The sequence below is a fragment of the Micromonospora sp. A202 genome (assembly GCF_006715105.1).
Lineage (GTDB): Bacteria > Actinomycetota > Actinomycetes > Mycobacteriales > Micromonosporaceae > Micromonospora > Micromonospora zamorensis.
Genome location: NZ_VFMP01000001.1, coordinates 183444 through 195901, shown reverse-complemented (window position 1 = coordinate 195901; position 12458 = coordinate 183444). Strand labels below are relative to the sequence as shown.

The 12458-nt window shown below is 70.9% G+C and carries 12 protein-coding genes; 8 read left to right on the top strand and 4 right to left on the bottom strand.

What is annotated here, in order from left to right; all coding sequences use genetic code 11:
• Positions 1-6 precede the first annotated feature (6 nt).
• The 5 genes from FBZ33_RS00930 to FBZ33_RS00910 all read left to right on the top strand — a co-directional run bounded on the left by FBZ33_RS00930 (position 7) and on the right by FBZ33_RS00910 (position 4256).
• On the top strand, positions 7-645 hold the full coding sequence (locus tag FBZ33_RS00930; RefSeq protein WP_141907664.1) for a DUF4241 domain-containing protein: 639 nt from the start codon (positions 7-9) through the stop codon (positions 643-645).
• A gap of 107 nt (positions 646-752) precedes the next feature.
• Positions 753-1472 carry an FKBP-type peptidyl-prolyl cis-trans isomerase gene (locus tag FBZ33_RS00925; RefSeq protein WP_370453065.1) on the top strand — a complete coding sequence of 240 codons (720 nt, stop codon included), beginning with the start codon at positions 753-755 and terminating at the stop codon, positions 1470-1472.
• Positions 1473-1661: 189 nt separating this feature from the next.
• Positions 1662-2489 carry a hypothetical protein gene (locus tag FBZ33_RS00920; protein ID WP_141912320.1) on the top strand — a complete coding sequence of 276 codons (828 nt, stop codon included), beginning with the start codon at positions 1662-1664 and terminating at the stop codon, positions 2487-2489.
• Between the two features lie 32 nt (positions 2490-2521).
• On the top strand, positions 2522-3175 hold the full coding sequence (locus FBZ33_RS00915) for an HAD family phosphatase (protein ID WP_141907662.1): 654 nt from the start codon (positions 2522-2524) through the stop codon (positions 3173-3175).
• A gap of 70 nt (positions 3176-3245) precedes the next feature.
• Positions 3246-4256, top strand: a complete 1011-nt coding sequence (locus FBZ33_RS00910; RefSeq protein ID WP_141907661.1) for an NADPH:quinone reductase — start codon at positions 3246-3248, stop codon at positions 4254-4256.
• 191 nt (positions 4257-4447) lie between these two features.
• Here the strand turns inward: FBZ33_RS00910 and FBZ33_RS00905 are convergent, their stop codons facing one another.
• The gene (locus tag FBZ33_RS00905) at positions 4448-6097 is read right to left on the bottom strand and encodes a fatty acid--CoA ligase (protein ID WP_141907660.1); all 1650 of its coding nucleotides are present in this window, start codon (positions 6095-6097) and stop codon (positions 4448-4450) included.
• Positions 6098-6153: 56 nt separating this feature from the next.
• Between FBZ33_RS00905 and FBZ33_RS00900 the strand changes: the two genes are divergently transcribed.
• The gene (locus FBZ33_RS00900) at positions 6154-6645 is read left to right on the top strand and encodes an NUDIX domain-containing protein (RefSeq protein WP_141907659.1); all 492 of its coding nucleotides are present in this window, start codon (positions 6154-6156) and stop codon (positions 6643-6645) included.
• A gap of 36 nt (positions 6646-6681) precedes the next feature.
• Here FBZ33_RS00900 and FBZ33_RS00895 read toward each other — a convergent pair whose 3' ends face one another.
• Positions 6682-7716, bottom strand: coding sequence for an aldo/keto reductase (locus tag FBZ33_RS00895; protein ID WP_088951204.1), 1035 nt, complete (start codon positions 7714-7716; stop codon positions 6682-6684).
• 128 nt (positions 7717-7844) lie between these two features.
• Between FBZ33_RS00895 and FBZ33_RS33025 the strand changes: the two genes are divergently transcribed.
• Positions 7845-8483 (top strand): TetR/AcrR family transcriptional regulator, encoded by a 639-nt coding sequence (locus tag FBZ33_RS33025; RefSeq protein ID WP_221629420.1) that lies wholly within the window; start codon positions 7845-7847, stop codon positions 8481-8483.
• Between the two features lie 63 nt (positions 8484-8546).
• Here the strand turns inward: FBZ33_RS33025 and FBZ33_RS00885 are convergent, their stop codons facing one another.
• The gene (locus tag FBZ33_RS00885) at positions 8547-9656 is read right to left on the bottom strand and encodes an NAD(P)/FAD-dependent oxidoreductase (protein ID WP_141907658.1); all 1110 of its coding nucleotides are present in this window, start codon (positions 9654-9656) and stop codon (positions 8547-8549) included.
• A gap of 152 nt (positions 9657-9808) precedes the next feature.
• On the opposite strand from FBZ33_RS00885, the gene FBZ33_RS00880 reads away from it, so the two are divergent.
• Positions 9809-10663 carry a helix-turn-helix transcriptional regulator gene (locus FBZ33_RS00880; RefSeq protein WP_141907657.1) on the top strand — a complete coding sequence of 285 codons (855 nt, stop codon included), beginning with the start codon at positions 9809-9811 and terminating at the stop codon, positions 10661-10663.
• 43 nt (positions 10664-10706) lie between these two features.
• Here FBZ33_RS00880 and FBZ33_RS00875 read toward each other — a convergent pair whose 3' ends face one another.
• On the bottom strand, positions 10707-12383 hold the full coding sequence (locus FBZ33_RS00875; protein ID WP_141907656.1) for an MDR family MFS transporter: 1677 nt from the start codon (positions 12381-12383) through the stop codon (positions 10707-10709).
• Positions 12384-12458: the final 75 nt, after the last annotated feature.

Here is a 12458-nt window from a genome sequence, read left to right as displayed (position 1 = left end):
GCCCCCATGCCGTACACCCCTGATCTGGACCGGTTGCTGACGCCCGGTGCCCGCTTCACCGACCAGCACGGCGGATACCTGATCGAGGTCCACCCGGTGGGCGACGTCGTGTTGCCGACGGGTCAGGTGGTCGGGTGTGACCCGCTGGTCTGCCCGGAGGCCGAGCCGTTCACGGTGACCGTGCCGCCCGGTCGGCATCCCGCCCGCGCCTGGGTGGCGGTGGTGCTGCGGGAGGACGCCGAGGTGGACCGGCGGGTGGCCGCCCTGGAGCTGGTCGTCTCGGACGAGCCGACCACCCGTTGGGAACTGGCCGTCGCGGGCGACCAGGACGTTGCGACGCTCGGCGCGGACGACTACTTCGGGTACGGGGTCGACGCCGGCGCTGGCACCCTCGCCGACCCGACGGCGCTGGCCGTTCTGGAGGAGTGGGACGAGGACCGGGTCGAGGAGGTCTTCATCCCGACCGAGCTGCCCGCGTCGCCGGTCCCGGGGCTGATCACCGCCGTTCTGGACGAGGCCACCGGCGCCAACGTCGTCACCGTGGCCACCGGTTGGGGAGACGGTTGCTACGGCACCTGGATCGGTCGCGCCGCCGATGGTCGCGTGACATCGTTCGTGACCGACTTCATGGTCGTCCCGGAATAACCGCCCGCGAAGGCCCCGCAACTGCCTCGCTGGGCGATCCGAGGCGTCCGCGGCGGGCACGGTGGGCCGCGATGCGGGTACCGTGTGCGTCGGCTTTCCCCCCGGCACTGGGTGCCGGCCACACCTTCCAGCAGGGAGTCGACGACGTGAGCGAGCGGACGCAGCAGAACCGGTCGGCGGGCGACCAGAGCCCGGCGACCAAGTCGGGCCGCCGGCTGGCGGCCCAGCTGGCGGCGAAGAAGGCTGCCGACGCGAAGCGCCGACGCCAGGCGTGGGCGGGCGGGCTCGCCGGCGTCGCGGTGATGGCGCTGTTGATCGGCGGTTTCGTGTGGATCGACCGGAACCGGAGCGACGACAAGCCCGCCAACCAGGCCGGCGCGACCCCGTCCGCCTCGGCCCCGGCCCCCGACGCCGCCGCACCTCCCGCCCCGCAGTTGCCCGAGGGCTCCGACCCGGCGCTGGGCAGCAAGCCGACGGTGGCAAAGGGCACTGGCGACCTCAAGAAGCTCGCCGTCACCCCGCTGATCAAGGGCAAGGGCGCTGCCGTGCAGAAGGGTCAGACGATCACCACCAACTACGTGGGGGTGTTCTTCAAGGACGGCAAGGAGTTCGACTCCTCCTGGAAGGCCGGGCAGCCGGCCACCTTCCCGATCGGCGTCGGCCAGGTCATCCCCGGCTGGGACCAGGGCCTGGTCGGCGTGACAGTGGGCAGCCGGGTGCAGCTCGACATTCCGGGCGAGCTGGCGTACGGCAACGACGAGGCTGCCGCAGGTGGACGCCCGACCGGCCCGCTGCGCTTCGTGGTGGACGTGCTCGCCGCCCAGTGACCTGCCTGAATCGCCCCGGTTGTCCCCCGGTCGCGATGGAGTTGTTCACATGGGGCTTCCGACCCGTTACCCAACGGCAGTAGGTTCGGCGTCACCCCGCGCGGTTCGCCGCCCGGGGTGAGCATCGGGGACCGGGACGCGGAGGTGCACGTGACAGCGCTGGACGATCCTGGACGGACCGCTCGGTTGATGTGGACGCACTTCGAGCCGGTGCACGCGGTCACCTACTTCCACCCCCGGGCTCGTGCCGCGTACGAGGCGGTCGGGCTACGCGGCTACTGGCGGGGTTACTTCGCCGGCCGGGCCGCGCCGCTGGGCGCCACCGAGGCGGCCCCGGTGATCGCCGCGTTCTTCAGCTTCGCACCACCGATGGTTGCTCGGGCGCTGCCGGCGGTGTGGCGGTTGGCCACCCCGCAGGAGGCGCTGCGTGCCCGCCTGACCGGTGCGGTGCAGGCCCTCGCCGAGCTGACGTACGAGCTGCCGGAGACGCACCTGGCGGAGGCCGCCGACCTGCTGGAGCGGGCCGCCTCAGCGACGCAGACCGCCGGCCGGGTGCTCGGCGCGGTCAACGCCGCGCTGCCGGTCGGGGAGTACCCGCTGGCCCGGCTCTGGCAGGCCGCCACCACGCTGCGGGAGCACCGCGGCGACGGGCACGTGGCGGCGCTGGTGGCCGCCGGGCTGGACCCGGTGGAGACGCTGGCGTGGCGGATCGCGATGGACGGCTCGTCGCCGCTGAATCTCCTGGGCCGGGGCTGGTCCGAGGAGCAGTGGCACGCCGCCCGCGAGCGGTTGGCGCAGCGGGGCTGGCTGACCGGGGACGGCACGGCCACCGACCACGGCCGGGCCGAGTTCCAGGCGGTCGAGGACGCCACCGACCGGGCCGCCGCGCACCCGTGGCAGGCACTGGGCCGAGACGACACGGACCGGCTCCGGGAGCTGCTGGAGCCGACGGCCCGGTCCTGCCATGCGTTGATCCCGGCCGGCAGCCCGATCGGCCTGCCCGCACTGCCCGGCTGACCGGGCGCCCGCCCGTCGGGCAGGATGGGGCCGTGGCTGATGCGGTGGTCTTCGACCTGGACGGCGTGATCGTGGATTCCGAGCCGGTGTGGGAGGAGGTCCGCCGGGCGTACGTGGCGGCGCACGGCGGGACGTGGCAACCGGACACGCAACGTCGCCTGATGGGGATGAGCACCGGCGAGTGGGCCCACTACCTCAGCGGCGAGTTGGGCGTCGACCGCACGGCCGAGCAGGTCGCCAGCGAGGTCGTCGAGGAGATGACCCGGCGCTACCGGGACCACGTACCCCTCATCGACGGCGCCGATCAGGTCGTGCGTCGGCTCGCCGCGCGCTGGCCGCTGGGGCTGGCCAGCTCGTCGCCGACCCGGCTGATCGAGGCGGCGCTGGCGGCCACCGGTCTGACCGACGCGTTCGGCGCGACCCTCTCCACCGAGCAGACCGAGCGGGGCAAGCCCGCACCGGACGTGTATCTGAGCGTCGCCCAGCGCCTCGGCTTCGACCCGGCCCGTTGCGTCGCGGTGGAGGACTCGTCCAACGGGGTGCGCTCAGCGGCCGCGGCGGGTATGCGGGTGGTGGCGGTGCCGCACGGTTCGTACCCGCTCGACCCGGACGCCGCCCGGCTGGCCGTGGTGACGCTGGGAGCGATCGGTGAGCTGACCCCGGAGCTGGTGGACGACCTGGGTTGATCGAGGCTGAGCGGGGTACCGCAGCCGGCGGTGCTCGGCGCGGATGCCGCGCATGGTGAGGAGATCACGGATGAAAGCCATCGTGTACGAGCGCACCGGCGACCCTTCGGTGCTGGAGCTGGTCGACCGGCCGGTGCCGGAGCCGACTGCGGGCGAGGTTCTGGTGCGGATGGCGGTCGCGGGGGTGAACCCGACGGACTGGAAGTCCCGCCGCAGCTCCCCGCCGAACGGTTGGCAGATTCCCGGGCAGGACGGCGCGGGAGTGGTGGAGGCGGTCGGCGAGGGGGTCGACCCGGACCTGATCGGTGAGCGCGTCTGGATCTGGGAGGCCGCCTGGCAGCGGCCGTGGGGCACGTCGGCGGAGTACACGCTGGTGCCGGTCCGGCAGGCGGTACGCCTCGGTGACGCCCCGTTCGAGCTGGGAGCTGCCCTGGGCATTCCGTTCCTCACCGCGCACCGCTGTCTGACCGCCGGCGAGTTCATGCCGCACACGCTGCGCGCCGGTGCGCTGGCGGACCACACGGTGCTGGTGCAGGGCGGGGCCGGCGCCGTGGGCAACGCCGCGATCCAGCTGGCCCGTTGGGCCGACGCCACGGTGATCGCCACGGTGAGCAGCGCGGAGAAGGCGCAGCTCGCGGCGGCGGCCGGCGCCTCCTACGTCATCAACTACCGGGAACAGGACGTGGTCGAGGAGGTCCACAAGATCGCCCCCGACGGGGTCCACACGATCGTGGAGGTCTCCCCCGCCCGCAACGCCTCGGTCGACGTGCAGGTGCTGCGGCACGGCGGCGCGGTCTGCATGTACGCCGACAACGGCGGCGACGAGGTGAGCATCCCGATCCGGGCGATGATGGTGCCGAACGCCCGGTGGCAGTTCGTGCTGGTCTACACGGAGCCGAAGGCGGCCAAGGCGCAGGGCGTGAAGGACGTGGCGGCGGCGGCCAGCCAGGGTGGAATCCGGGTCGGTGCGGACGCCGGCCTGCCTCTGCACTCCTACGCCCTGGCCGAGACGGCTGCGGCGCACCAGGCGGTGGAGGACTCGGCGGTGGGCAAGGTGCTCATCACCACCAGCGACGCCTGATCGGGTCGCTGACCACCCGATTTCCCCGTCATCAGGACAGAGGCGAACAAGTTTCGCAACAATGACGGTGCGGGGGTAACCCCGCGTGGAACGGGCGGCCCCGGCGCGGTGCGAACGCCGGGGCCGCCCCCTGGGGAGGGATCTTCCAGGAGTTACCCCTGCCCCAACAGGCGACAGTGCCTGGGAAAACGTTACGGGGCTGTCAGCTCCCGGACAGTCAGCTCACCCCCGGCGTACTGCGAACGGACGACCTTCTTGTCGAACTTGCCCACGCTGGTCTTCGGCACCGCGTCGATGAACGCCCAGCGCTCGGGCAGCTGCCAGCGCGCCACCGAGCCGGCCAGGAAGTCCCGCAGCTCCTCGGCGGTCACCGAGGCGCCCTCCCGGACCACCACGGTGGCCAGCGGTCGTTCGTCCCACCGCTCGTCCGGCACACCCACCACGCATGCCTCCAGCACCGCCGGGTGACCCATCAGCGCGTTTTCCAGCTCGACCGAGGAAATCCACTCACCGCCGGACTTGATCACGTCCTTGGCGCGGTCGGTCAGCGTGATGTAGCCGTCCGGCGAGAGGGTGCCCACGTCGCCGGTGCGTAGCCAGCCGTCGCGGAACTTCTCCTCGTCCGGGGCATCGTCACCGACGTACCGGGCGGTCACCCACGGCCCACGGACCTCCAGCTCGCCCACGGCCCTGCCGTCGGCGGGCAACGGCTCGGCCGACGGGCCGACGATCCGCGCCTGCACACCCGCCGGCACCCGCCCCTGGGTGTAGCGGTAACGCCACGCCTGCTCCCCGGTCGCGCCGGCGGGCGGGCGTGAGACCGACCCCAGCGGGGACATCTCGGTCATCCCCCAGGCGTGGATCACGTCGATCCCGAAGCGCTCGTCGAACGCGTGCATCAGCGCCGGCGGGCAGGCCGAGCCACCGACGATCACCTCGGTAAGCGAGGACGTGTCGACGTCATGGCTGTCCAGGTAGGCGAGCAGATCGGTCCAGATGGTCGGCACCGCCCCGGCCAGGGTGGGCCGCTCGGCCGCGATCATCTCGGCGATCGGCGCGGCCTGGAGGAACCGGTCCGGCATGATCAGCGACGCGCCGGAGAGGAAGGCCGCGTACGGCAGACCCCAGGACATCGCGTGGAACATCGGCACGATGGCCAGCTCCCGGTCGGTCGGCCCGAGACCGAAGCCCTCCGGCATGCAGACCTGCAACGAGTGCAGGTAGATGGACCGGTGCGAGTAGGCCACGCCCTTCGGGTTGCCGGTGGTGCCCGAGGTGTAGCAGAGGGCCGCGGCGTCACGCTCGTCCACCTCGGGCCAGTCGTACGCCTCGGGCCGGTCGGCGAGCAGCGCGTCCCAGTGGTGCACGGTGATCCGGTCGCCGGCCGCCGCCACCAGGGGCGCCGGGTCGCCGCCGCCGACCACCACCACGTGCCGCACAGTGCTCAGCTCGCCGATCACCCGGGCCAGCAGCGGGATGAGCGTGCTGTCGACCAGCACCACCCGGTCCTCGGCGTGGTTGGCGATGTAGACGACCTGGTCGGGAAAGAGCCGGATGTTGAGCGTGTGCAGCACCGCACCCATGCTCGGCACCGCGAAGTACGCGACCAGATGCTCGTTGTTGTTCCACATGAAGGTGGCGACCCGCTCGTCGCCGGTCACCCCGCACTCGTCGCGCAGCGCGTGTGCCAGCCGGGCGGCGGTGCGACCCACCTCGGCGTACGTCATTCGGCGGGGCTCGGCGCCGGTCCAGGTCACCACCTCGGCCGTGCCGTGTACGCCTGCGCCGTGGTCGAGGATCCGGGAGACCTGAAGGGGGGCGTCCATCATCGTGCTACGCATGGGTAACAAGCTAGTGTCGGCGGTCACACGTTGGGAACCCCCGTAAGTTGTCGCAGGTGAGCATCTCCTGGGCCGACTCATACGTAGGGCAGTTACGCGCGATCGCCGGAGACCGGACGCTGATGTTCGTCGGCGCCCGTGCCGTGGTCAGCGACAACGCCGGGCGGATCCTGCTGATCCAGCGCTCGGACAACGGGCAGTGGGCCATGCCGGCCGGTGCGATGGAGCTGGGCGAGTCGATCGCCGACTGCGCGGTCCGCGAGGTCCGCGAGGAGACCGGGTTGCGCGCGCTGCGGGTCTGCGCGTTCGCCCTCTACACCGGCCCGGACCGGACGAGCACCAACATGTACGGGCACACGTACCAGGTCTTCACGACGGCGTTCAAGGTGGAGGAGTGGGACGGGCAGCTCGCCCGGGTCTCCGACGAGACCACCGACGCCGGCTTCTTCCCCCGGGACCGGTTCCCCGCCCCGCTCTCCACCTCGGTCACCGAGACGCTGGCAGATCTGGACGTCTTCGAGCAGACCAACCGGCTCATCCTGAAGTAGGGCGGCCCCGGAGCCACCGACCCCGGGGCCGTGGCCTCACTGCGGGTGGCGGAGCCCCGCGAAGAACCCCTCCTGGATCCAGTTCGGGTACGCGACCGGCAGCTTGGTGGCCTCGTCCAGCTCGGTGAGGTCCTGCTCGGTCAGGGTGAGATCCGAGGCGGCGATGTTGTCCACCAACTGCTCCTGCTTGCGCGCACCGACGATCACGCTGGTCACGGCCGGTCGGGACAACAGCCAGGCGACCGCCACCCGGGCCGGGCTCACCTCGTGCCGCTCGGCGACACCCTTGAGCACGTCGACCACGGCGAAGGCGTGCTCGGGGTCGAACGGGGTGAAGCTTGCGTACCCGGGCTGGGCGCTGCGCGCGCCGCTGTCGGCGACGGCGCCGTCCCGGCTGACCTTGCCGGAGAGGAAACCACCGGCGAGCGGGCTCCACACGGTCAGCCCGACGCCCGCGTCGAGCGCCATCGGCACCACGTCGCGCTCCACGTCGCGGCCCAGCAGGGAGTAGTACTCCTGCACCGAGACGAACCCGGCCAGCTTCTCCCGGGCGGAGATGCCCAACGCCTTGGACATCTGCCAGGCGGCGAAGTTGGCGGCGCCGATGTAGCGGACCTTGCCCTGCCGGACCGCGTCGTCCAGCGCCCGCAGCATCTCCTCCATCGGGGTGACCTGGTCGAAGTTGTGGATCTGGTACAGGTCGATGTGATCGGTGCCCAGCCGGCGCAGGCTGTCCTCCAGGTTCTGCATGATGTGCAGCCGGGAGGTGCCGACGTCGTTCGGGCCGGGCCCGGTCCGGGAGTGCACCTTGGTGGCCAGCACCACGTCACGGCGCCGCTTGCCGAGCGCCTGGCCGAGCAGCTCCTCGCTCTCGCCGTCGCTGTAGCCGTCTGCGGTGTCGATGAAGTTGACCCCCGCGTCCAGCGCGGTGTCCACCATCCGCTGGACGTCGGGCAGCGCCAGCCCGCCGAGGGTGCCCCAGAGGGGGTGTCCGCTGCCACCGAAGGTCATCGCGCCGAGCGAGATCTCCGAGACGTACACCCCGGTGGTGCCCAACAGTCGGTACTTCACGTGTCGCTCCTCGCGGTGCGGGGGTCGGAGGCCACGGGTCGGGCGCTCCTTGGTCAGAGTGTCGGACAGTGTGTCCGGCAACGAGCGTACGTCGCCCACCCCGCGCCCGCCCACCTAGGATTCCGGCTATGCCTTCGATCACCCGCCGTCGCCCACGCAACCCCGATGGGCGGGCCGCCGTCGAAGCGCGGGTGCTGGCGGCCACCGAGCGACTCCTCCAGGAGGGGATCCGCTTCACCGACCTCGGCGTGCAGCGCATCGCCACCGAGGCCGGGGTGGCGCGGTCGACCTTCTACACCCACTTCCGGGACAAGAGCGAACTGCTCATGCGTCTCGCCGGCACCATGCGGGAGAGCTCCTTCGGCCGCACCGGCGAGTGGAACCCCGCCGGGCCGGGCGATCCGCTCGCGGCGCTGACCGAGATCTTCGCCGACGTGATCCGGATATACCGGACGTACGCCCCGGTGCTGGCGGCGGTCAGCGAGGTCGCCGCGTACGACGAGGTGGTCCGGGAGTACTGGGCGGCAGGCCTGGAACAGTTCGTGGCGCGCACCGTGCAGGTGCTCCGCGCCGAACAGCAGGCCGGGCGCACCCCCGCGGGCATCGACCCGGTGACCGCGAGCCGGCTGATCGTGATCGGCGGCGACCGCTTCCTCGCCGATCACGTCAGCGCCACCTCGGCCGACCCCGACACCGACGCGTCGGCTGCGAGAGAGTTGGCCGCGACCTGGTGGTACGGCGTCTACCGCCGCCCCGACAACGCCTGATCGACTCCGGATCACGGAAGTCGGGGCATCCCAGCCACTCGGACACCCCGACTTCCCTGACCTTCAGGCCGCGTTCGGGCCGAACTGTTCAGTGAAGCGGCCGGTGAACAGGTCGGCACCCTTGTACTCGGATACCGTCGCGGCTGCAACGACGGCCGGACCGTCGGGCGTGGGCATCTGGCCGACACCGTGCCGCAACCCGAGCGGCACCAGGATCATCGGGTGGGGCATCGGTTGGTAGGTGGCGGTGGGCTGCTCGCCGCGCAGCTGGGCGCTGATGTTCTGCGCCACGACCTCAGCGTGCTGCAAGGCGTACGCCGCCATCTTGTCCTCGGCGACATCAGTGAGGTCGCCGATCGCGTAGACGTGGCCGAGGACGTCGTCGGGCCTGCGGATGTTGAGAGTTTCGGTGACGGACACCTGCCCCTCCTGGGTGGGCTTCGTCAGGCGGCCGTCGGCGAGGTAGTCGCTGTTGACGCGCAGGCCGAAGGCGCGGAACCAGATGTCCGCAGTGATCTCGTCGCCGTCGGTGGTGGTGGCCGTGAAGGTCGCGGCCCGATTGGCCCCGGTCGTCAACGGCGCAGCCAAGCGGGTGCCCAGCCGCACCCGGATGCCCAGCTCGTCGAGCTGGCGGTGCAGGTCATCACGCATCTCCGCTCTGAAGGCGGGCAGCAGTTGCTCGGCTGGATCGACGATGGTCACCCGCTTGTCCGGCCAGACATCCTTGATCTCACCGGCCAACTCCAGGCCGACCGGCCCGGCACCGAGGATGAGTACCCGCTCGGCGCTTGCCAGCTCCTTGTTGGTCTGACGCAGGTCGTCGAGCGCCCCTTCCATGGAGTCGGCGTCGAGTCGGGCCGGGTAGGCGTAACTGGATCCGGTGGCCAGAACCAGATAGTCCGCCGCGACACGCTGACCGGAGGCCAGGGTGACGCCGCCAGGATCCACCGAGACCGCACGATCCCGGATCACCGTGCCTCTCGTCAGCACCGTGTCGAACGGGAAGAACATGTTGCCGGCCCAGTCGGGCCGGGTCAGCGCCCGCAGCGATCCGGCGACGTTGACGAATGCGTCCCGAGGATCGATGAGGACGACGTCGGCCTGCGACTCCAGGGCCTTGGCGACCGCCGTACCCCCGTAACCGCCGCCGACGACCGCAACCGTACGACTCATGATTCAGCTCCTACCGGCCAGAGATCTCCGCTCGACCTGCTGCCGAGCGCCGTGCTCAACGGTCGTGAGCTGGCCGGAGTTCGGGGAGGCCGGACTGAGGCTGGTAGTGGCAGGGACACCATCCGATCGGTCGACATTGTTACGTTCGGACGGTGAGCGACAACGAGCTTGGGCTGTTCCTGCGCATCCGCCGTGAAGCGGTGACTCCTGCCGAGGTGGGTCTGCCCACCGGGCCGCGCCGTCGCGCGGCCGGGCTACGCCGCTCCGAGGTGGCGGCCCTCGCCGATGTCAGCGTGGAGTACGTCACGAGACTCGAACAGGGCCGCGACCGTCGACCGTCTCCGCAGGTGCTCGCCGCGCTCGCCAACGCACTCCGACTGACCCGCACCGAACGCGTCCACCTGCACCGCCTCACCAAAGCAGCCGATCCCGGCTTCAACTGCCGGGGCCACATCGGCCCGACAGACGAGGTGCGTCCGACCGTTCAGGCGCTGCTCGACCGCCTCGATCCCACGGCAGCGGTGCTGCTCAACCAGCTCAGCGACATCCTCGCCCACACCGCCGGTTACGAACGGCTGGTCAGACCGATCGGGCTGCTGGACGGGGCTCAGCCCAACCTCGCGCGGTTCGTCCTCACCGACGCCCGGGCACGCGGCACCTACCCCGACTGGGACCACATGGCCGACGAGCAGGTAGCTGCCCTCAAGCAAGGCCCGTTCCGGGCATATCCACCGATGGCCGCCCTGGCGGACGAGTTGACCATCACCGCAGGCGACGCGTTCACCCGGCGCGTCGACACGGTTCCCAGCCTGCCGACGGCCAGCGGCGTCTTCCGTCTGGCCCATCCCGAGGCTGGCATGCTCCGGCTCGCGTACGAGACCCTCGAACTTCCGGCGGACGACGACCAGCGTCTGATCGTGCACCTGCCCGCCGATACGGCAACCTCCGACGCGCTCGACCGCCTCAACAGTCAACAACCGCAGCCGCTGCGCCTCGTCGCCGGGTGACGCCGACCGCCCCGGACGGGTCCGGGGCGGTCGGCGGACGCGCTCAGATCATCGTCTGGGACTTGGCCTCCATGTCGGCGGCGGCCTCTTCCTTGGACTCGCGGGTCAGCGGCTTGCCGCCCGGTGCCGGGGCCTCACCGCCGAGCGGGTCCGCGCCGCCGGTCGCGCCCTGCGGGCCGGCGCCCCGCAGTTGCGTGTTGGGCAGCGTCAGGGTGACCACCACCGCCACGATGGCGATCAGACCGGCGGTCAGGAAGACCATGTCCAGCGCGTCGACGAAGGCACCCTGGATGGCCGCGCGGACCGGACCCGGCAGGGCCAGGATGGTCGCCGGGTCGTTGATCGAGATGTTGGTGCCGCCACTCGCCGCCACCGCGGCCTGCTCCTGCGGCGGGAGCTGCGCGATGGCACCGGGCAGCTGGTCGGAGAGCCCGCTGGCCAGCCGGGACGACAGCACCGTGCCGAGGATCGCCACCCCGAACGAACCGCCCAGAGACCGGAAGAAGGTCGCCGAGGAGGTGCCGGCCCCCAGGTCGCGTACGGAGACCGCGTTCTGCACCGCCAGGATCAGCGACTGCATACACAGACCCAGCCCGACGCCGATCACCACCATGAACCCGAACGCCACCCAGAGGGAGGTGGCCACCTCCAGCTGGGTGAACAGGAACATGCCGACCAGCAGGGTCACCGAGCCGGCCACCGGGAACCACTTGTACCGGCCGATCCGGGTCATCGCCCGGCCGGTCAGGATCGAGGTGATGATGATGCCGGCCATCATCGGCAGCATCAGCAGACCGCTGCGGGTCGGCGAGGCGCCCTTGACGATCTGCAGGTACAGCGGGATGAAGATGATCGAACCGAACATCACCAGACCGATGATGAGCAGCGCCGAGTTGGCCAGCGCGAAGGTGGCGCTCCGGAACAGCCGCAGCGGCAGGATCGGCTCGGCGACCCGGGCCTCCTGGAGGACGAAGAGCACCCCCAGCACCGCACCGACGACGAAGAGCCCGATGATCACGCCGGAGCCCCAGGCGTACTCGTTGCCGCCCCAACTCAGCGCGAGCAGCAGCGAACTCACCCCGGCGACCAGCAGGCCGGCGCCGAGCCAGTCGATCGAGTGGTCCCGGCGTTCGAAGGGGATCAACCGCATCACGTGGTAACAGACCACGATGGCCAGGATCGCCAAGGGCACATTGATGTAGAAGATCCACCGCCAGTCGGTCTCCGCGAAGTAACCACCGACCAGCGGCCCCGCCACCGACGAGATCCCGAAGACGGCGCCGAACAGACCCTGGTAGCGACCACGCTCCCGGGGTGACACCACGTCCGAGATGATGGTGAACGCGAGGGTCAGCAGACCACCGGCTCCGAGGCCCTGGATGCCCCGGGTGACGATCAGCTGGGTCATGTTCTGGGACAGCCCGGCCAGCAGTGACCCGACCAGGAACGTGCCGATCGAGAAGAGGAAGACCGGTCTACGCCCGTACAGGTCGGCCATCTTGCCGTACAGCGGTGTGGACGCGGTCGAGGCGAGCAGGTACGCGGTGACCACCCACGAGTAGTGGTTGATCCCGCCCAGCTCGCCGACGATGGTCGGCAGGGCCGTACCCACGATGGTCTGGTCGAGCGCGGCCAACAGCATGCCGGTCATCAGACCGAACATGAGCAGCCGAATCTGCTGACGATTCAGCACCGGCGCGCCGGAGGCTTCGGTGGTCATGTGGCCTTCTATCCCGGACAGCGCGGAACATGCGCCCAACCACAAAAAACCCACCCCACCAGGACCCCGCCCAGA

Bases quoted from the DNA above. Each gene is read 5' to 3' on its own strand.
- FBZ33_RS00930 (WP_141907664.1), top strand. From the start codon at position 7: ATGCCGTACACCCCTGATCTGGACCGGTTGCTGACGCCCGGTGCCCGC.
- FBZ33_RS00920 (WP_141912320.1), top strand. From the start codon at position 1,662: ATGTGGACGCACTTCGAGCCGGTGCACGCGGTCACCTACTTCCACCCC.
- FBZ33_RS00910 (WP_141907661.1), top strand. From the start codon at position 3,246: ATGAAAGCCATCGTGTACGAGCGCACCGGCGACCCTTCGGTGCTGGAG.
- FBZ33_RS00905 (WP_141907660.1), bottom strand. From the start codon at position 6,097: ATGCGTAGCACGATGATGGACGCCCCCCTTCAGGTCTCCCGGATCCTC.
- FBZ33_RS33025 (WP_221629420.1), top strand. From the start codon at position 7,845: ATGCCTTCGATCACCCGCCGTCGCCCACGCAACCCCGATGGGCGGGCC.
- FBZ33_RS00885 (WP_141907658.1), bottom strand. From the start codon at position 9,656: ATGAGTCGTACGGTTGCGGTCGTCGGCGGCGGTTACGGGGGTACGGCG.
- FBZ33_RS00875 (WP_141907656.1), bottom strand. From the start codon at position 12,383: ATGACCACCGAAGCCTCCGGCGCGCCGGTGCTGAATCGTCAGCAGATT.